Genomic DNA, 18,261 nt, shown 5'->3' with positions numbered 1-18,261 from the left:
GGGGCCGGTACAACGCCTGACTAGATCTCGAGGTGCGAGTCGACGCCGCCGTCGTGCAGGTCGACGTTCGCACCGACGGATTTCATCAGGCGTTGTGCCGCCTTGTTGTCCGTGGTGGTCGAAGCGACATACCGGCCCCCGCCGCCTTCGCGGGCCGCGTCGATCAGGGTCTCGGTGACCCACTTGCCGATCCCGCGGCCCCGGGCCCAGCGGGCGACCCAGACCTGGGCCTCGATCTCGACCGACTTGCCACGGTGGACGGGGTGCAGCCGCGCGCCGCCGACGATGGTGCCGCCGACCTGGATGGTCCAGGCGGAGGTGGTCGCCGTCTCCGGGTCGAGCGAATTCCGGCGGTGGAACACCAGGAACGCCTCACGCCGCTCGGGTGTCCAGCCCGGTGGGCCGTCCATCGGCGGCAACACCTCGAGCGGGTCGGCGCCCTCGACCGCGACGTCGAGCAGCCGGACCAGGGCCTGCTCGTCAAGCGGTGTCAGGACGATCTCGGCATCGGCGGCTCCGCTCACCCGGAGAGCTTGCCACGTCGAGCCGCCGAACGCGATGCCCGGGGGGCCGCGTAACGAGGGAGACGTGGGTCACGTGCTCGACGCCGACCCCGCACCGGAAGGCGCCGCGGCCTCGCTGCCCAGTCCTGGCCGGGTGGAGGTCGTGTGGCACGCTGAGCTTCGTGAGCAAAGAGATTGTCGCCATCCTGCTGCTGGCGCTGGCCGGCTTCCTGGCCGGTGGCGTCTACTCCACGTGGAAAACGGCGAAGTTCATCGCCGTGGCCCTGGGTGTCGCGGCCCTGCTGGCGATCGGCGGCGCCGTCGCCTGGCTGGTCGGCTGAGCGACCCGCCAGGCGGACGGCGCGGCTTCACACGCGAGCGGGCTCGCGCTCGTCACCGCGGCTGCCGCGGGAGTCGGACGTTTCGAGAGCCTCGGTCAGGCCCTCACCCTCCACGTCGACGTTCGGCAGCACCTTGTGCAGACCGCGCGGCAGCCACCAGGCGTGGCGCCCGAGCAGCGACATCACGGCCGGCACGATCGTCATCCGGATCACGAACGCGTCCACCAGCACGCCGAACGCGAGCGCGAAGCCGATCGACTGGATCAGCGTCGACTCCGCCAGCACGAAGCCCGCGAACACGCTGATCATGATCAGGGCCGCGGCCGTGACCACGCGCGATCCGTGGCGGAAGCCGGCGACCATGGCCTCCTGCGGGTCGGCGCCGTGCACGTGCTCCTCGCGCATCCGCGTCACCAGGAACACCTGGTAGTCCATCGCGAGTCCGAAGAGGACGCCGATGAGCAGGATCGGCAGCATGCTCATGACCGGCCCGGTCGACGCGACGCCGAGCAGGTCGGTCAGCCAGCCCCACTGGAACACCGCGACCACGGCGCCGAATGTCGCGACCACCGAGCCGAGGAAGCCGAGCGTTGCCTTCAGCGGCACGACGATCGAGCGGAACACCAGCATCAGCAGGATGAACGCGAGCCCGACGATCAGCGCCAGGTAGGGGATCATCGCGTCGGACAGCTTCTCGGACACGTCGATGTTCGCGGCCGTCTGGCCGGTCACGGCGAGGCTCGCGCCCGTGGTCTCGTGCAGCGCCTCGGACTGCGCGCGGATCGCCGCCACCAGGTCCTCGGTCTGTTTGCTGCTCGGCCCGCTCTTCGGGATCACGGTCAGCAGCGCCGTGTCCCCGTCGGCGTTCACACGCGGCGGCGTCACCCCGGCCACGTCGGGCAGCGTGCTGATGCCCGCGACGGCCTGCTTCAGCGACTCGGGGTCGTGGTTCACGCCGGTGTCGGCGACGACGAGCAGCGGGCCGTTGGCACCGGCACCGAAGGTCTCGCTCACGAGGTCGTAGGCCTTGCGTTGCGTGGAATCGGGCGCCGCGGTGCTGTCGTTGGGCAGGCCGAGCTGCATGCTCAGCGCCGGGATGGCGACCACGACGAGGCCGGCGAGCGCCGTGAGCAGCACGGGCCAGCGGTGCCGGGCGACGAACCGGGCCCAGCGCTCGCCGTGCGAAGCCTTGTCCGTCTTGCGGCGCAAGCGGATCCGGCCGCCCATGACCCGGGTACCGGCGAAACCGAGGATGGCCGGCAGCAGCGTGAGCGCGATGAGCACGGCGATCGCGACGGTCGCGGCCGCGGCGACGCCCATCTGGCCGAGGAACGGGATGCCGACCACGGTCAGTCCGGCCAGGGCGATGATCACGGTGAGCCCGGCGAACACCACGGCGGACCCGGCTGTGCCCGCGGCCCGGCCCGCGGCCTCCTCGGGCTCTCGCCCGATGCTGAGCTCGTGCCGGTAGCGGGAGACGATGAACAACGCGTAGTCGATGCCCACGGCGAGGCCGATCATCAGGGCCAGTACCGGGGTGTTGGAGTTCAGCTCGAGCGAACCCGAGGCCAGCATGATGCCCGCCATGCCGATGCCGACGCCGATCAGCGCGGTGAGCAACGGGATGCCGGCGGCCAGCAGCGAGCCGAACGTGATGATCAGCACGACGGCCGCCACGGCCACACCGAGGCCCTCGGTGGCGCCGGTCGCGGGCATCGCCTGCACCGCGTCGCCGCCGAACTCGACCTCGAAACCGCGTTGCTTGGCGCCGTTCGCACTGTCGAGCAGCGCCTGACGGTCGCTGTCCGTGAGCTCGAAGCCCTTGACCTGGTAACTCACCTGGGCGGGCGCGACGCGCCCGTCCGGTGAGATCGACTTCGCCTGGAACGGGTCGGCCACGCTCGAAACTTTCGGCGCCGTCTTGAGGCTCGCCACCGTCGACTCGACCGCGGCCTTGCCGGCGGCGTCGGTCACGGTGTGGCCCTGCGGGGCCGCGATCACGACCCGCGCGGTCGCGCCACCGGCCGCGGCCTGCGGGAACTTCGCCTGGAGCTGGTCGATCGCCTGCTGGGACTCGGTCCCGGGGATCGTCACCGAGTCCGAGAGCTGGCCGGACAGCGTGAGCGCGCCGATGCCGAGCGCCACGAGCACGGCCGCCCACACGGCCGAGACCAGAGCGCGGCGCCGGAACGACAACCGGCCGAGCCGGTACAGAAATGTCGCCACGAGTGTTTCTCCGTTTCGCCCGGATAGGGCCTTCGTCACACTAACCAGTGATTCCGAAGCTAGCCGATCGGCAAGGAGGCTGCCAAGCCGATCGGCAAGTATGTGACTAGCCGCACGGCTAGGAGTTTGCTTGTCGATCGGCAAGTATCTCGGTTTGCCGATCGACTAGCTGTCACGTACGCTTCCTGGGCTTGACGAGGAGGAACGATGACTACCGCCGCCCCGGCAGAGGACACTCGGACGCGGCTGCTCGGCACCGCGCTGCGGCTGTTCGCCGAACACGGCGTGGAAGGCACGTCGCTGCAGATGATCGCCGACGCGCTCGGGGTGACCAAGGCGGCCGTGTACTACCACTTCAAGACCAAGGCGGAGATCACCGAAGCCGTCGCGGCGCCCGCCATCCGCGAGCTCGACCACATCGTGTCGGAGGCCGCGAAGCAGCGCCGCCGCGGCACTCAGGTCGACTACCTGCTCGAGGGTTTCGTGGATCTGGTGGTGCGCCACCGCGTGCTCGTCGCGCTGTTCTCCAGCGACCCGGGCATCAACCGCGCGATCGAGAACTCGACGCGCGGGATGGAGGGCTTCAAGAACGCCCTCATCGACATCCTGGCCGGGCCCGAGCCCGACATCTCCTCCCGCGTGGCGGCGCTGGTCACGCTCACCGGCCTCGCCATGACGGGCGGCTCGCCGGACATCGCACAGCTCGACGACGAAAGCCTGCGCCGCGAGCTCGTCGACGCCGGCCGCCGGCTGCTCGGCCGGCCCCGCCGGCACCACGACTGAGTCGGTTTGGCCCGGACGCTTCCGCGGCACTGCGGGCGCTGTGAGGTTGGCCGCCGCCTTGTCGGCGGGCTCTCGGCGGAGTCGGCTTGGTCCGGACGCTTCAGTGGGGGCCCGGTGAGATCGGTCGCGGCCCGCCCGGCCGGCCGAGGTCCCAACCACGGCTGAGCTGGCTTGAGTCGGATGCTCCAGCGGTCCCGCGGGCGCGGTGGGCGGCCGCCATCTGTTCGGCGGGCCGAGGCGCCGCTGTGACTGAGTGGGCTTGAGCCGGACGTATCACGGCACTGCGGTCCGGTGAGGTGGGTGCGGGCTGCGCGGCGGCCGCGGCGCCATTGCGATTGAGCAGGCTCGAGTCGGATGCTCCAGTGGCACTGCGGCGGGCGGTGAGGTTGGCCGCGGCCTGCTGGGCCGGCCGAGGTCCCAATCACAGCTGAGCTGGCTTGAGTCGGATGCTCCAGCGGTCCCGCGGGCGCGGTGGGCGGCTGCCGTCTGTTCGGCGGGCCGCGGCGGCGCTGTGACTGGGTTGGTTTGGTGCGGATGCGCCGGCGGCGTCGCGGGGGCGGTGAGGTGGGCTGCGGGCTGTTCTTCAGGCGGTGGCGCCACCATGACTGAGTGGGCTTGAGCCGGACGTCTCAGCCACTGCGGTCCGGTCAGGTGGTGCCGGCTGCGCGGCGGCCGCGGCGCCATTACGACTGAGCAGGCTCGAGTCGGATGCTTGAGCGGCACTGCGGCGGGTGGTGAGGTTGGCCGCCGGTTGTTGGGCGGGCCGAGGCGTCACCACGACTGAGCAGGTTGGGACCGGCCGTCTCAGCGGCACTGCGGGCGGGCTTCCGGCTGTGCTGGACTTCGTGATCTCCAGCGCGCCACCGGCGTGAAGTCGAGTTGGCCGGCCGCAGCGCCGCGTTCGTCGTGGCCGCCCGCGGTGGCGTGGCCGCGAGTGAGAGTGCGTGCTGCGCCGCGCCTGGCGTAGAGCCCGCAGGATCACCGGGTACGAGCCCGCCTTCACCGCCGGGTCAGTTCTCCGTCAGGTACTCCGGTGCGACAGCGGCGGTCAGCCACACGCCATTCTCGCTACGCTCGAACTCGTGCCCCGCAGCGGCCATCGCGCCGGCGGCCACGCGGAGCACCACCGGACGACCGTGCCGGGCCCCGACCGCGAGCGCGGTCTCCATGGCAGCCGACAGGTGCACGGCGTGGCGGCGCATCGGCCGCAGGCCTTCCCGGTAAATCGCGGGCAGGAAGCGCGTCGCGGTGCCGTGGTAGAGCACCTCGGGCGGAGTGCGGCGCTCCAGGCCCAGCTCGACGCTGACGCTGTGGCCCTGGTTCGCGCGGATTCGTCGCCCGCTGTCATCAAAGGCGAAGCGCTGTTTGTTGTTACGCTCCACCACTTCCGCGAGCTCGGCGCGGCTCACCCGCACGCCGTGGGCGCGCAACGCCGCCAGCAGCTCGTCGACTCCGACCCAGCCGGCGGCGTCGAGCGTGAGGCCGATCGATTCGGGTTCGTGGCGCAGGTGGCGGGAGAGCCGCTTCGAGACGCGGATCATGTGTTTCTCGTCCATAACGCCTTAAGTGACCCACATCCGAGCTGCCGCCACAACGGAAATTCAGATGCCGCCCTCGGAGACCGGGCGCAGCTTGCTCGCGCCGGGGCCGAAGCGGGCCAGCTCGTCGTCGGCGTTGTACAGGCTGCAACTGCGCAGCGAGAGGCAACCGCAGCCGACGCAGCCGGTGAGGCGGTCGCGCAGGCGCTGCAGGGCGTCGATGCGCGCGTCGAGCTCGTGCTGCCACTCGCGCGAGAGCCGTGCCCAGTCGGCTTTCGTGGGCGCGTGGTCGGCGGGCAGCGTGGCGAGGGCGCCGCTGATGTCCTCCAGTGAAAGGCCCACGCGCTGCGCGGCCCGGATGAAGGCGATGCGCCGCAGCACCGAACGCGGGTAGCGGCGCTGGTTGCCTGCCGAGCGCTCGGACGTGATGAGCCCCTTGTCCTCGTAGAACCGCAGGGCCGTGTGCGGGACGCCGCTGCGTTCGGCGACCTGCCCGATGCTCAAGTGCTCCGCCAACCTCGTCATTGGTCCAGGTTAGCGCTTGACCTAGACATTGGTCGAGGTTGCACGGTGGGAACATGACCACCACAGCGACGGCATACGCGGATCTGCCCAGGCTGATCTCGCTGATGACCGGCGACGACAAGCACCAGGCCGCGGCGGAATCCACAGTGGACGTTCTCTGGGTGCTCTACGACCGCGTGCTCGACATCTCGCCCGAGAACTTCCACTACCCCGGCCGTGACCGGTTCCTGCTCTCCAAGGGGCACGGACCGATGGCCTACTACGCCGTGCTCACCGTCAAGGGCTTCCTCGACGAGGCCGAGCTCGCCGACTGGTCCTCGGCCCGCTCACGGCTCGGCCACCACCCGGACCGCAAACGCGCGCCCGGCGTCGAGATCTCCAGCGGTTCGCTGGGCCACGGCCTGCCGATCGCCCTCGGCACCGCGCTGGGCCTGCGGGCGCGTGGCTACTCCAGCCGCGTGGTGACGCTCGTCGGCGACGCCGAGCTCGACGAGGGCTCCAACTCCGAGCCGATCGTCGTCGCCGCCCGCCTGGGCCTGGAAAACCTGACCACGGTGGTCGTGGACAACCAGTCGTCCACGCACGGCTGGCCCGGCGGTATCGCGCGCCGGTTCGAGGTCGAGGGCTGGGCCACGCGCACCGTCTCCGGCCGCGACCACGAAGCGCTCTACGACGCGTTCACCACCGAACACCCGGGGCGCCCGCTCGCCGTGGTCGCCGTCGTCGAACCGAAGGGCTGACGAACATGCCGACCACGCTGAACATGCGCGAAACCTTCCTCGCCACCGCCGAGGAGATCGTCGACGCCGACCCGGATGTCGCCGTCGTCCTCGCCGACATCTCCGCCGCCCAGCTCGCCGGCGTGGCGCGGCGGCACCCGGACCGGGTGGTGAACGTCGGCATCCGCGAGCAACTGCTCGTGAGCACGGGCGCCGGGTTCGCGCTGGCCGGTCTGCGCCCGATCATCCACACGTTCTCGTCGTTCCTCGTCGAGCGCGCGTTCGAGCAGATCAAACTCGACCTGGTCCACCAGGATGCCGGCGCCGTGCTCGTGTCCTACGGCTCGTCCTACGACATGCCCGCCGAAGGACGCACGCACCAGTCGCCGGGCGACGTCGCGCTGATCGACTCCCTGCCGTGCTGGTACGTCCACGTCCCCGGCCACCCCGAAGAGGCCCGCCGCCTGCTGCTCGACTCCGTGCCCGGCGACAGTCGCGTGTACGTGCGGCTCTCGGCCGACCAGAACGCCGAACCGCACCTCGGCGTCGGGTTCCAGCGGGTGCGCAGTGGCAGCAACGGCGTCGTGCTCGCCGTGGGCCCGATGCTCGACCGGGTGCTCGCCGCGAGCGAAGGCCTCGACGTGACGGTGCTGTACGCGTCGACGATCCGCCCCTTCGACGCCGCGGGCCTGCGCGCCGCGGTCGGGGACGTCGCCGACATCGTGCTCGTGGAGCCGTATCTCAAGGGCACTTCGGCCTACCACGTGAGCGAAGCGCTGCGAGACGTTCCGCACCGTCTGCTGTCGCTCGGCACGCTGCGCGACACGGAGGTGCGCACCTACGGCAAGCGGGCCGACCACGACCTCGCGCACAGCCTCGACGCGGGCTCGATCGCGTTGTCCCTCAAGGACTTCCTGCGGCCGTGAGTCTCGGGTCGCCGGGGCTGGGGGTCCCGGCGACCCGTCCACTCCGGACGGTCAGCGGAATGCGGCGATCCCTGTCACCGACTGGCCCAGCGACAGTGCGTGCATCTCCTCGGTGCCCTCGTACGTCAGCACCGTCTCGAGGTTCGCCATGTGCCGCATCACCGGGTACTCCAGCGAAATCCCGTTGGCGCCCAGCATCGAGCGGGCGGTGCGGGCGACGTCGAGCGCCGAGCGGACGTTGGCCAGCTTGCCGAAGCTCACGTGGTTGTGGTGCAGCTCGCCGGCGTCCTTGAGCCGGCCGATGTGCAGCGCGACGAGCCCCGAGCGGTTGACCTCGACCAGCAGGTCGGCCAGCTTGCGCTGCGTGAGCTGGAAGCTCGCCAATGGCTTGCCGAACTGCTCGCGCGAGAGCGTGTACTCCAGCGCCGATTCGTAGCACGCGCGGGCGGCGCCGACGACGCCGAACAGGATGCCGTAGCGCGCTTCGTTGAGGCAGGACAGCGGGCCGCGCAGGCCACGCACCTGCGGGAACGCCGCGGATTCCGGCAGCCGTACGCCGTCGAGCACGAGCTCGGCCGTGAGCGACGCGCGCAGCGAAAGCTTGTGCTTCACCTCGTTGGCGGTGAAGCCCGGGGTCGACGTCGGGACCACGAAGCCGCGGATGCCCTCGTCGGTCTGCGCCCAGACCACGGCCACGTCGGCGACGGTACCGTTGGTGATCCACATCTTCGTGCCGTTGAGCACCCAGTCGGAGCCGTCGCGCACCGCGCGGGTGCGCATGCTGCCCGGGTCGCTGCCGGCGTCGGGTTCGGTGAGGCCGAAGCAGCCCAGCGCCTCGCCGGCGGCCATCTTCGGCAGCCACTCCTGCCGGTGTTCCTCGCTGCCCCAGCGGTGGATCGCGAACATCGCGAGCGAGCCCTGCACGGAGACGAAGCTGCGCAGGCCGGAGTCGACGGCCTCCAGCTCGCGGCACGCGACGCCGTAGGCCACCGCGCTCGTACCGGCGCAGCCGTAGCCCTCCAGGTGCATGCCCAGCAGGCCGAGCTGCCCGAAGCCCTTGGCCAGGTCACGCGCGGGCAGCGAGCCCGACTCGTACCACTCGGCCACGTGGTCGAGGAGCTGGTCGCGGGCGTAGTCGCGGACCGCGTCCCGGATGGCCCGATCCTCCTCGGCCAGCCCTGCGTCGAGATCGAGGAAGTCGTGTGGATCCGGGTTCTTGCTCATCGGCTGCTCCTACTGGCTCGCGTCGACGCGTTGCCAGCAGGAAATCACAGATGACCCCGGTTCCAGTGCGTGGGATTCATCACGTTCTCTTTGCGAGCGTCACGAGAACGACATGCGTCGACCTGAGCGCGAGAGGGCTGCGGAGGGATCACCAGCGTCGTGAACTGCGGAAACGGCACGCTGTTGATGTCGTCCCGCCACGCTTCGAACATCTGGCAGAGGAGGTCCGACTCGGACATGTCTGCCTCTTCCCTCGTCCGGGGGCGCCGGCGGCGCCTCAGCCGAACGGGTGAATACCCAGCGGGGCCTCCGGCGAAACGGGGTCGCGTGCAAAAATTCGCGGGCCGCCGCCAAGGTCACGTTCGCGAAGGAGCGAACCATGCGTCTGTCGACGTTGGCGGCGAAAGCCCTCGCATTGTCCACCGCGGCTGTTCTGAGCTGCGCTCCCCTTGCCACGGCGAGCCCTGCCGCTTCGCTCGGCGGCTGGCGCCAGACCGGAAAGGTCTCGGTCGCCAACTCCGTCAGCGGCGAAGGGATCACCACGCTGCGGCTGCCGGGCCAGGCGCCGCAGACGGTCTACCGCAACGGCACCACCATCCCGCAGCCGCTGAAGGACGAGGGCTGGGGCCACGTCGGCGACCCCGACTCCCTGCGCGGCTACACCTTCGACGTCTACCAGGACACGGCGACGCCCACGCCGACGTCGAAGATGTACCTGGTCACCTCGCCGTCCGGGCTGACCACGGAGTTCGTGCACCCACTCGCGGCCGACGAACCCGCGCCCAACGCCAACGCCCAGGTCGCGGTGAGCCCCGACGGCCAGTGGCTCGTCTCGGGCGCGCTCGGCGACGCGACGGAGCTGTTCGTCTCGCCCACGCCGTTCCTCAACCACCGCGCCCCGCGCGTGGCCGGCGACCTGCCGCTCGCGGCGCGGATCCGCCTCGACCACACGATCCGGGCGGCCCAGGGCTGCGACTTCGTCTCGGCGACACGCCTGCTGTGCGCGACTTCGGACTCCAACAACGACCTGTACCCGACGAGCTACCAGCTCCTGCAGGTCGACCTGCCCCACGCGCTCACCGGCCACGACGTCCGGGCGCACGTGAAGGAGCTCGGCCAGCTGCCGCTGTCGAGCACCTGCGCCGGCGCGTTCACCCCGGAAGGCGTGGACTACGACGCGCCGAGGGGCACCCTGCGCGTGGAGGTTGTGCCGCCCGCGCCCTGCAACACCGTGACGGACGTCTACTCCTTCCGCCGCGGCTGACGTGCGCTCCCGCCCCGGGACTAGGCTTGACGTGTGTCTCGTGTGGTGATCCTCGACTACGGTTCCGGCAACCTCCGCTCGGCCGAACGCGCCGTCGCGCGCGCCGGCGCCGAGGTGGAGGTCACCGCCGACCCGCATGCCGCGCTCGAGGCCGACGGGCTGGTCGTGCCCGGGGTGGGAGCCTTCTCCGCCTGCATGGCGGGGCTGCTCGACGTGCGCGGGCACCGCATCATCGGCAAGCGCCTGGCCGGCGGCCGTCCCGTCCTCGGCATCTGCGTGGGCATGCAGATCCTCTTCGGCCGCGGCGTCGAGCACGGCGAGGAGACCGAGGGCACGGGGGAGTGGCCCGGCACCGTCGAGCGCCTGCACGCCGACGTGCTGCCGCACATGGGCTGGAACACCGTGCGCTCGCCCGAGGACTCGCAGCTGTTCGCCGGCCTCGACCCGGAGGAGCGCTTCTACTTCGTGCACTCCTACGCGGCGCGCGAGTGGGAGCTGGAGTCCGGCCTGGCCGGGCGGCAGCCGAAGGTGACCTGGGCCAACCACGGCGAGGACTTCGTGGCGGCGGTGGAGAACGGCCCGCTGTGGGCCACGCAGTTCCACCCCGAGAAGTCGGGCGACGCGGGCGCGAAGCTGCTGCGCAACTGGCTGGCCACTCTCTAGTCCGACCTGGTTCGGTGCGGTAGGTCGGCCCGGTGGTTCGGCACCGTGACCGGCGCCTTTACGCTGTCGCGGTGACTTTCACGCTCTTTCCCGCAGTTGATGTGGCCGATGGCCAGGCCGTCCGACTCGTCCAGGGCGAGGCCGGCACCGAGACCTCCTACGGCAGCCCCCTCGACGCCGCGCTCGCCTGGCAGCGCGACGGCGCCGAGTGGATCCACCTCGTCGACCTCGACGCGGCCTTCGGCAAGGGCTCGAACCGCGAGCTGCTGGCGGAGGTGATCGGCCGCCTCGACGTCCAGGTGGAGCTCTCCGGCGGCATCCGCGACGACGCCTCGCTGGAAGCCGCCCTGTCCACCGGCGCGCGGCGCGTGAACCTGGGCACCGCCGCCCTGGAGGACCCCTCCTGGACCGCCAAGGTCGTCACCACGTACGGCGACCGCGTCGCCATCGGGCTGGACGTGCGGATCACCGAGGCCGGCCACCGCGTGTCCTCGCGGGGCTGGACGTCGGACGGCGGCGACCTCTGGGAAGTCCTGGAACGGCTCGACCGCGACGGCGCTTCCCGGTACGTCGTCACCGACGTCAGCAAGGACGGCACCCTCAAGGGCCCGAACCTCGACCTCCTCCGCGAAGTCGCCGCGCGCACCGACGCCCCCGTGATCGCCTCGGGCGGTGTGTCCAGTGTGGACGACCTCAGGGCACTGGCCGGCCTGGCCTGCGACGGCATCGAAGGCGCCATCGTCGGCAAGGCCCTCTACGCCGGCGCCTTCACTCTGCCGGAGGCGCTGGCCGCCGTCCGCTAGTCATTACCCCGCGGGTAATCGACGTGGTTACGTCTTCTCGGCAGGATCGGTTCTCGACAGGGGTCGATCCGACCGAGGAGACACACATGACCGCCTACGCCATCGCCCACCTTCGCCAGCCTGGTGTGATCCACCCCGCAGTGGGTGAGTACCTGCGGCGCATCCAGTCCACTTTGGACCCGTTCGGGGGCCGGTTCCTGGTGCACGGAGCACAAGCGCAGGTCGTCGAGGGGGTGTGGCCGGGGCCGATCGTCGTGATCGCCTTCCCGGATCTGGGCCGGGCCCGGGGCTGGTACGACTCGCGCGACTATCGCGAGATCCTGCCGCTGCGCACCGACCACCTGGTGGCTGATGTGGTGCTGATCGAGGGCGTCGATCCGGAGCACGACCCGGCGAAGCTGGCCGCGGGGCTGAACAGCGCCCGGTGAGTGGTGCGAGGCCTTGCCGGGGCACTCAGCCTTCGTCGAGTTTCACGGCGATCCCGATCGTGCGCTGCGGGCCGCCGCGGAGCTTGCTGAAGAACATCGACACCGGTCCCACCAAGGGGTAGTGGTGCCGAATCGCCTTTCGCACGCGCTCGGTGCCGGCGTCGTCGAGCAGCCGGGCGGTGCCGGCGGCCGTCGGGCCGTGGGTGCGGCCGCGGACGTCGCTGGCCTGGACCTCCACCCGCCCACTGTTCCGAATCCGCTTGACCTTCCCCGCCTTCCGCTCGGAATAGACCAGCAGCTCGTCGCCGTCGAGGCCGAACCACACGGCGGTGGGGACAGCCCGCCCATCCCGGCGGAACGTGGTGAGCACGACATACTTCTCACCGTCAAACCGGTCCAGCTCGGTAGGCATGTGTCCACAGTAGCCGGATTCAGGACCCGATCCAGCCGTAGTCAGGCGACGGATCAACCACCACGGCGCCGGCGACCGCGACCAGTTCGGCGCGCGGCACCTTGCCGGAAACGGTGAGCCAGCGGCCGGTGGCCAAGCGCACGGTGACCAGGTCCGCCGCGGCGGCGCCGGGGACACCGCGGACCGTGATCGGGACCGACCCGCCAAGACCAGGCGACGCCGCCCCCACTGTGACCCGCACGGGCCCGGCCTCCAGCGTCGTCGTCGCTTCCCCGGCACTCATCCCGCTCACCGTCGTCGCCGTCTCCCGAAGCCCGGCCGGCAGCGGCCCGAACCGCGCCTCCCCCCGAATCGGGATAGGCATGCTCTTCGAAACGCCCTCCGCGATCCGCTGCGCGACCGCCTTCGCCGACGGCACCGCATCGACCTCGGCCCGCAGCACATGGGTGTCATCAGGCGACCAAGTCAGCTCCGCCGACGTCGCGGACCCGGTCAGCATCGCGACCCGCCCGTGCACCAGCACCTGGTCACGCACCGCGGCGATGCGCAGCGCGGTCGCGGACCACTCGGGAACCTTCGTCGAAAACGCCGACAGCTCGATCCGGCTCGGCCCGGCGAACCACCGGCGCACCTGCGGCACCGTTTCCGGCCCGGCCGATCGGTACTGCTCCGTGAACCCGTCAGGCAACCACCCAGGCGTATACCCCAGCACCGGCTCACCCGCGGCAGGCGGCACCCGCGAGGGCCACGTGGCCACGACCGACACCCCGACAGTCACCGCGACCACCGCGGCGGCCACCGCCACCAACGCCAACCTCGGCCGCCTGCGCCTCGCCTGGCGGGCACGGACCAGCGCGTTGCGGACCTCATGACCGTCGGGAGCGCGTTCGGCGAGTCGTTCGAGGCTGTCACGCAGCAGCGTCTCGGTGTCGCGGGCGGGCTGGCTCATTCTCCGGCTCCGGTGGTCAGGGCGGTGGGCAAGGGGTACGCCGTGGCGCGCAGGGTCGCGAGCGCGCGCGAGATCTGGCTCCGCACGGTGGAGGTGGCGCATCTGAGGACGGCGCCGATCTCCTCGTCGGAGTAGTTCTCGTAGTAGCGCAGCACCAGCGCCGCGCGCTGCTTGCGCGGCAGCGTCGCAAGGCGGGCCAGCATCTCGTCGCGCTCGTCGTAGGCCGCCGACGGGTCGGCCGCCGGCGGGCTGATCGCGTCGAGCACCTCGTGGCTCGACGGCACCACGCGCCGGACCGCGCGCCGCCGCCAGGACAGGTACTCGTTGGTGACCATCCGGCGCACGTAGGTGGGCGGTGAGTCGATCTTCGCCCAGCGCTCCTGGGCCCGCAGCAGCACGTCCTGCACGATGTCCTGCGCCAGGTGCGGATCGTCGGTGAGGACGGTCGCGTAGCGCAGGAGTCCGTCGAGGCGTTCCGCCACGAACTCGTCGAAGCTGGTGGTCACGCTCTCTCAGACGCGCGAGGGGCCCGTTCTGATGCATTCCGAGCGAATTTCAGTGATGACTAGCCTATGCTGACGCGTATGGACGACGAGGTGCTCGAGTGGGTCGAGCGGGTCGCGGGTTTCCTCACGCAGGAGTACGGCCTGCCGCCGATCGCCGGGCGCGTGCTCGGCTGGCTGATGGCGTGCGACCCGCCGGAGCAGTCGGCGGCGCAGCTGGCCGGGGCAGTGGGCGCGAGCCGCGCGTCGCTCACGACCAACCTGCGGCTGCTGCTCGACGCCGGGCTGGTCGGCAAACGGCTCGGGCGCGGCGAGCGCACCGCCTACTACCGCGTGGACGACGACGCGTGGCAACGCGTGATCCGCCGCCGCATCGCCACGCTGGGCTCGTTCCGCGACATCACGAACGCCGGCATCGAGCTGCTCGAACGCGACGGCGCCCGGGCGGCGCGCGTGCGCAATGCCGACGCGGCGTTCGCGTGGCTGGCCGAGGCGTTGGCGGAAGCCGGTGAGCCGAAGTGAAGGTCGTGGTGGTGGGCGGCGGGATCGGCGGGCTGACGGCCGCGATCGCGTTGCGCCGAACAGGGTACGAGGTCACGGTGCTGGAGCGCGCGCCCGAGCTGCGGGAGATCGGGGCCGGGCTCTCCTTGGCGCCCAACGCGATGCGGGCGCTCGACGCGCTGGGGATCGGGGAGCGGGTGCGGAAGCACTCGGCGCCGTCGCAGGTCACGGGCACACTGCGGACGTCGTCGGGCCGGTTCCTGCGCCGGTTCCGGGAGGGGCGGGACGAGCCGCTCGCCGCGTTCCACCGCGCGGAGCTGCACTCGGCTTTGCTGGCAGAGCTGCCGGAAACCTTGGTGCGCACGGGAATTGAAGTAACTGATCCATCCGAAGTGGACGCGGACGTGATCGTGGCGGCCGACGGTGTCCACAGTGGATTTCGCTGCCGGCTCTTCCCTGCCGCCCCCGAACCAGGGTTTCGCTACACGGCCTGGCGCGGCGTCACCGAACCGAGTGCGGCGCCGCCGGTGCGCGGCAGCTTCACGATGGGCCGCGGCGCGTACTTCATGGTCCACCCGCTGCTCGGCGACCGCGCGTGCTGGGCCCTCGGCGCCGCCGAGTCCACGCCCGGCGTGCGCTACCCGAGCGAGCACGCCGAGGTGACCCGCCGCGTGGCGGACTGGCCGGCCGAGGCCCGTGAGCTCGTGGCGGCGACGCGGCCGGAGGCCGTGCTGCACAACGACATCCTCGACCTCGACCCGCTGCCCGCGTTCACGAGCGGACGCGTCGCGCTGCTCGGTGACGCGGCTCACGCCGTGCCGCCGGATCTCGGCCAGGGCGCCTGCCAGGCGATCGAGGACGCCGTGGTCCTCGCCGCATCGCTGCGGGCCCACCCCGTGCCCGAGGCGCTCGCCGCATACGACGCCGCGCGCCGCCCGCGTGCGGCGTACGTCACGAAGCAGGCGCGCAGCAAGGCCATGGCCGACACGGCGTCGGCGTGGTGGCTGCACGCGCTGCTGGCGGTGACCGTGCCGCTGATGCCCGCGTCGGTGATCCGGCGCCAGGCCGCGCCCTTGTGGGACTGGACTCCGCCCGTCCTCTGACCGCTTCCGCGCCGACCGGGCGGGCAGACCGTCGCAGGTGGACGGCTACGCTGGTGGCATGGCTGTGGCGGTGAGGGTGATCCCGTGTCTGGACGTCGACGCGGGTCGCGTGGTGAAGGGCGTCAACTTCGCCGATCTGCGCGACGCCGGCGACCCGGTGGAGCTGGCCCGGCTGTATGACCACGAAGGCGCCGACGAGCTGACTTTCCTCGACGTCACCGCGTCGTCGGGCAACCGCGAGACCACCTTCGACGTGGTCCGCCGCACGGCCGAGCAGGTCTTCATCCCGCTGACCGTCGGCGGCGGTGTGCGCTCCAACGACGACGTCAACCGCCTGCTGCGCACGGGCGCGGACAAGGTGAGCATCAACACGGCCGCGATCGCGCGTCCGGAGCTGCTGCGCGAGGCGTCGCGCCGGTTCGGGGCCCAGTGCATCGTGCTGTCGGTCGACGCGCGGCGCGTGCCCGAGGGCGGCGAGCCGACGGCGTCGGGCTTCGAGGTGACCACCCACGGTGGGCGCCGCGGCACGGGCATCGACGCGGTCGAGTGGGCCGCGCGCGGCGAGGAGCTGGGCGTCGGCGAGATCCTGCTCAACTCGATGGACGCCGACGGCACCAAGTCCGGCTTCGACATCTCCCTGATCGAGATGGTCCGCCGCGCGGTGCGCGTGCCGGTGATCGCCAGCGGCGGCGCGGGCGCCGTCGGCCACTTCCTGCCCGCCGTGGAGGCCGGCGCCGACGCGGTGCTCGCCGCGAGCGTGTTCCACTTCGGACAGCTGAAGATCGGCGACGTCAAGGGCGCCCTGCGCGAAGGCGGGGTCGTCGTCCGATGACCCTCGACGCAGACCTGTCCCAGCGGCTCAAGCGCAACGCCGACGGCCTGATCGCGGCCGTCGTCGTGGAGCACTCGACGTCCGACGTGCTGATGATGGCCTGGATGAACGACGAGGCCCTGGAATCCACCCTCACCACCCGGCGCGCGACCTACTGGTCCCGCAGCCGCAAGGAACTGTGGGTCAAGGGTGAGACCTCGGGCCACGTCCAGCACGTCCGCGAAGTGCGGATCGACTGCGACGGTGACACAGTGCTCCTGCGCGTGGACCAGACCGGCCCGGCCTGCCACACGGGCACCCACACCTGTTTCGACTCCGCGGAGCGCGTGCTCCTCGCCGACGAGAGTGAGAACACCCCGTGACGGTTGTCGCGAACGTGCTGGTGGGGCTGGTCGCCCTCATCCACGTCTACATCGTGGTGCTCGAAATGTTCCTCTGGACGACCCCGCGCGCCCGCGCGGCGTTCGGCACCACCGAGGCGTTCGCACAGGAGAGCAAGGCGCTCGCCGCGAACCAGGGGCTCTACAACGGTTTCCTCGCGGCGGCCCTGATCTGGGGACTCATCGCGACCGACCCGACGGGCTTCCAGTTCAAGCTCTACGGCCTGGCCTGCGTGATCGTCGCCGGCCTGTACGGCGCCGCGACGGCCTCGAAGCGGATCCTGCTGGTGCAGGTGGTGCCGGGCGTCCTCGCGCTGGCGTTCGTGCTGCTGGCACGCTGACTGCCGACCTGACCCGCGAGACGCGGCGGCTGCGTGCCGTCGCCTCGCGGGCGTGGGCGCTCGCGGGGCTGTGGTGCTTGGCTCTGGCGGCCGGCTTGGTCGCCGTGCTGGGCGTCCTCCACTCGGCGGACACCCTGCTGACGACCGGCACCCGCGTGCCGGGGACGGTCGTTTCCGTCGCCACGCCGCCGAAGGGCACGCGCTGGATCGACGTGTCCTTCCGCGCCGATGGCCGGCTGGTGACCGAACGCATCGACCGCAGCTCGACGGCCGCCTACACCCCAGGCGAACGCGTCACGGTGGTCTTCGACCCGGCCGACCCTGGGCGCGCCCGCACGACCACAGAAACCGGCCTGAGCGAGAACGGCGTCGACTTCGCCTGGATCGGCGTCGGTCTGGTCCTGCTGTGCTTTTTGGTTGCCGCGACGGGCGCTGTCGGCTGGTCCCGCCGCTCCCGCGCCGTGCGCCGCACGGCTGGCACGAGGGCACAGCCACCGTCGTCCTCGCGCCCCGCACCGGCCGTGGCGTGAACCCGCCGTACTTGCACGTGCACCTGCTTTCCGGCGGGGCCGTGCGCCTGCGCGCCGTGCCGTCCACCCACGGCGCCCGCTTCCTGCGCACCTACACCGACCGCCCCGCCTGGCTGGGCGGGCCCGCAAGTCAGGCTGGGAACCCGTCACCGCCGTCGTTTTCGACTCCTCGGGCGGCTACCAGCTCCTGCGCCTCGACTTTCCCGATGGCGGGCGGCTCGCCGCCCGCACCGTGGCGGCGCTGCGCGGGCGCTACTCCTTCCTCCGCAACGGGCCGGTCGAAGCGTGGGTCTCCGGCGAAGGCCGCCGTCTCGTCCTCGCACTGCCGCACCACGTGAAGGGGCCGTACGTCATCCCCCTGCGCGTCCCGCGCGGATCACGATGGCCGGCCGGACGATGAGCCTCGATGCGGACGAGACGGCCTCGAACCGCGTGACGGTTGGCGGCCCGTCCGCGTCCAAGCCCACGACCCCGACGACCGCGCGCAGGTCGTCCGCTTCACCGTCGGCGGCTTTCGGGTGGTCCCCCGCACGACGTCGCTGACGCGCTTGCCTCCTGAGGGAAATCGCCGGGCCGGCGCGAAGGTCGCGGGGTCGGGCCGCCGGTTCGTTCTGGTGCTGCCAACCGGTTCCCGCCGTGCGGGCCGCGTGTGGTGGCCTTGCGAGCGTTCGATTCACGCCGCTGAGGGGGGACCGTCAACACGCTCGACCGGCACTCTCGGTTGCCTTCCCCCTCGGTGTTCTGCATCGCAGCTTTTCCCTGGTGGC

At 71.4% G+C, this 18,261-nt stretch carries 23 protein-coding genes; 14 read left to right on the top strand and 9 right to left on the bottom strand.

The genetic code is table 11. The features are described from left to right. Positions 1–20 precede the first annotated feature (20 nt). Positions 21–524, bottom strand: a complete 504-nt coding sequence (locus tag AB0383_RS07840) for a GNAT family N-acetyltransferase (protein WP_255637668.1) — start codon at positions 522–524, stop codon at positions 21–23. Positions 525–685: 161 nt separating this feature from the next. Here AB0383_RS07840 and AB0383_RS07835 point away from each other — a divergent pair, with 161 nt between their 5' ends. Next, positions 686–844 carry a hypothetical protein gene (locus AB0383_RS07835; RefSeq protein ID WP_220238003.1) on the top strand — a complete coding sequence of 53 codons (159 nt, stop codon included), beginning with the start codon at positions 686–688 and terminating at the stop codon, positions 842–844. A gap of 27 nt (positions 845–871) precedes the next feature. On the opposite strand, the gene AB0383_RS07830 is transcribed toward AB0383_RS07835, so the two are convergent. After that, positions 872–3,070 carry an MMPL family transporter gene (locus AB0383_RS07830; RefSeq protein WP_366185901.1) on the bottom strand — a complete coding sequence of 733 codons (2,199 nt, stop codon included), beginning with the start codon at positions 3,068–3,070 and terminating at the stop codon, positions 872–874. A 207-nt stretch (positions 3,071–3,277) separates the two neighbouring features. Between AB0383_RS07830 and AB0383_RS07825 the strand changes: the two genes are divergently transcribed. Then, complete coding sequence (locus AB0383_RS07825; protein WP_364179473.1) at positions 3,278–3,853, top strand: TetR family transcriptional regulator; 576 nt, start codon at positions 3,278–3,280, stop codon at positions 3,851–3,853. A gap of 1,010 nt (positions 3,854–4,863) precedes the next feature. On the opposite strand, the gene AB0383_RS07820 is transcribed toward AB0383_RS07825, so the two are convergent. Both AB0383_RS07820 and soxR read right to left on the bottom strand, forming a co-directional pair. After that, on the bottom strand, positions 4,864–5,409 hold the full coding sequence (locus tag AB0383_RS07820; protein ID WP_366185899.1) for an RNA 2'-phosphotransferase: 546 nt from the start codon (positions 5,407–5,409) through the stop codon (positions 4,864–4,866). A 45-nt stretch (positions 5,410–5,454) separates the two neighbouring features. Next, entirely contained in the window at positions 5,455–5,916 is a 462-nt protein-coding gene (gene soxR, locus AB0383_RS07815; RefSeq protein WP_220238007.1) for a redox-sensitive transcriptional activator SoxR, read from the bottom strand. A 53-nt stretch (positions 5,917–5,969) separates the two neighbouring features. Here soxR and AB0383_RS07810 point away from each other — a divergent pair, with 53 nt between their 5' ends. Next, positions 5,970–6,656 carry a thiamine pyrophosphate-dependent enzyme gene (locus AB0383_RS07810; protein ID WP_366185897.1) on the top strand — a complete coding sequence of 229 codons (687 nt, stop codon included), beginning with the start codon at positions 5,970–5,972 and terminating at the stop codon, positions 6,654–6,656. Between the two features lie 5 nt (positions 6,657–6,661). Next, on the top strand, positions 6,662–7,561 hold the full coding sequence (locus tag AB0383_RS07805) for a transketolase (RefSeq protein ID WP_366185895.1): 900 nt from the start codon (positions 6,662–6,664) through the stop codon (positions 7,559–7,561). A gap of 51 nt (positions 7,562–7,612) precedes the next feature. On the opposite strand, the gene AB0383_RS07800 is transcribed toward AB0383_RS07805, so the two are convergent. Together AB0383_RS07800 and AB0383_RS07795 are read right to left on the bottom strand one after the other, a co-directional pair. Then, entirely contained in the window at positions 7,613–8,785 is a 1,173-nt protein-coding gene (locus AB0383_RS07800; protein ID WP_366185893.1) for an acyl-CoA dehydrogenase family protein, read from the bottom strand. A gap of 44 nt (positions 8,786–8,829) precedes the next feature. Further along, complete coding sequence (locus tag AB0383_RS07795) at positions 8,830–9,024, bottom strand: hypothetical protein (RefSeq protein ID WP_364179464.1); 195 nt, start codon at positions 9,022–9,024, stop codon at positions 8,830–8,832. Between the two features lie 140 nt (positions 9,025–9,164). On the opposite strand from AB0383_RS07795, the gene AB0383_RS07790 reads away from it, so the two are divergent. The 4 genes from AB0383_RS07790 (at position 9,165) to AB0383_RS07775 (ending at position 11,943) form a co-directional block, all read left to right on the top strand. Beyond that, the gene (locus AB0383_RS07790; protein ID WP_366185891.1) at positions 9,165–10,049 is read left to right on the top strand and encodes a hypothetical protein; all 885 of its coding nucleotides are present in this window, start codon (positions 9,165–9,167) and stop codon (positions 10,047–10,049) included. A gap of 42 nt (positions 10,050–10,091) precedes the next feature. Further along, positions 10,092–10,712, top strand: a complete 621-nt coding sequence (hisH, locus tag AB0383_RS07785) for an imidazole glycerol phosphate synthase subunit HisH (RefSeq protein ID WP_366186018.1) — start codon at positions 10,092–10,094, stop codon at positions 10,710–10,712. 71 nt (positions 10,713–10,783) lie between these two features. Next, positions 10,784–11,515, top strand: a complete 732-nt coding sequence (priA, locus tag AB0383_RS07780; protein ID WP_366185889.1) for a bifunctional 1-(5-phosphoribosyl)-5-((5-phosphoribosylamino)methylideneamino)imidazole-4-carboxamide isomerase/phosphoribosylanthranilate isomerase PriA — start codon at positions 10,784–10,786, stop codon at positions 11,513–11,515. An 86-nt stretch (positions 11,516–11,601) separates the two neighbouring features. Continuing rightward, the gene (locus AB0383_RS07775) at positions 11,602–11,943 is read left to right on the top strand and encodes a DUF1330 domain-containing protein (RefSeq protein ID WP_366185887.1); all 342 of its coding nucleotides are present in this window, start codon (positions 11,602–11,604) and stop codon (positions 11,941–11,943) included. A gap of 25 nt (positions 11,944–11,968) precedes the next feature. Here the strand turns inward: AB0383_RS07775 and AB0383_RS07770 are convergent, their stop codons facing one another. Genes AB0383_RS07770 through AB0383_RS07760 form a run of 3 tightly spaced genes read right to left on the bottom strand, consistent with a single transcriptional unit; the run spans position 11,969 to position 13,810 of the window. Beyond that, positions 11,969–12,355 carry a PPOX class F420-dependent oxidoreductase gene (locus AB0383_RS07770; protein ID WP_366185885.1) on the bottom strand — a complete coding sequence of 129 codons (387 nt, stop codon included), beginning with the start codon at positions 12,353–12,355 and terminating at the stop codon, positions 11,969–11,971. 19 nt (positions 12,356–12,374) lie between these two features. Further along, positions 12,375–13,304 carry a hypothetical protein gene (locus AB0383_RS07765; RefSeq protein WP_366185883.1) on the bottom strand — a complete coding sequence of 310 codons (930 nt, stop codon included), beginning with the start codon at positions 13,302–13,304 and terminating at the stop codon, positions 12,375–12,377. Beyond that, entirely contained in the window at positions 13,301–13,810 is a 510-nt protein-coding gene (locus tag AB0383_RS07760; RefSeq protein WP_366185881.1) for a SigE family RNA polymerase sigma factor, read from the bottom strand. The genes AB0383_RS07765 and AB0383_RS07760 overlap by 4 nt, the downstream gene beginning before the upstream one ends. 78 nt (positions 13,811–13,888) lie before the next feature. On the opposite strand from AB0383_RS07760, the gene AB0383_RS07755 reads away from it, so the two are divergent. From AB0383_RS07755 to AB0383_RS07730, 6 genes are all read left to right on the top strand, one after another. Further along, positions 13,889–14,329, top strand: coding sequence for a transcriptional regulator (locus AB0383_RS07755; RefSeq protein WP_366185879.1), 441 nt, complete (start codon positions 13,889–13,891; stop codon positions 14,327–14,329). After that, entirely contained in the window at positions 14,326–15,411 is a 1,086-nt protein-coding gene (locus AB0383_RS07750; RefSeq protein WP_366185877.1) for an FAD-dependent oxidoreductase, read from the top strand. The genes AB0383_RS07755 and AB0383_RS07750 overlap by 4 nt, the downstream gene beginning before the upstream one ends. A 58-nt stretch (positions 15,412–15,469) precedes the next feature. Then, a complete protein-coding gene (hisF, locus tag AB0383_RS07745; RefSeq protein WP_364179449.1) occupies positions 15,470–16,243 on the top strand; it encodes an imidazole glycerol phosphate synthase subunit HisF in 774 nt (257 codons plus the stop codon). Continuing rightward, positions 16,240–16,605, top strand: coding sequence for a phosphoribosyl-AMP cyclohydrolase (hisI, locus tag AB0383_RS07740; protein WP_366185875.1), 366 nt, complete (start codon positions 16,240–16,242; stop codon positions 16,603–16,605). Before hisF ends, hisI begins: the two co-directional genes overlap by 4 nt. Beyond that, positions 16,602–16,964: a DUF1304 domain-containing protein gene (locus AB0383_RS07735; protein ID WP_364179445.1), complete on the top strand. Its 363-nt coding sequence runs from the start codon at positions 16,602–16,604 to the stop codon at positions 16,962–16,964. The genes hisI and AB0383_RS07735 overlap by 4 nt, the downstream gene beginning before the upstream one ends. Positions 16,965–17,041: 77 nt before the next feature. Next, complete coding sequence (locus AB0383_RS07730; protein WP_366185873.1) at positions 17,042–17,494, top strand: DUF3592 domain-containing protein; 453 nt, start codon at positions 17,042–17,044, stop codon at positions 17,492–17,494. The last annotated feature ends 767 nt before the right edge of the window (positions 17,495–18,261 follow it).

Origin of the sequence: Amycolatopsis sp. NPDC051373 (assembly GCF_040689465.1) — a bacterium.
In the GTDB taxonomy this organism is placed as follows: domain Bacteria; phylum Actinomycetota; class Actinomycetes; order Mycobacteriales; family Pseudonocardiaceae; genus Amycolatopsis.
The sequence above is the reverse complement of the archived record's forward strand: the minus strand, read 5'-3'. Positions and strand labels throughout refer to the sequence as shown.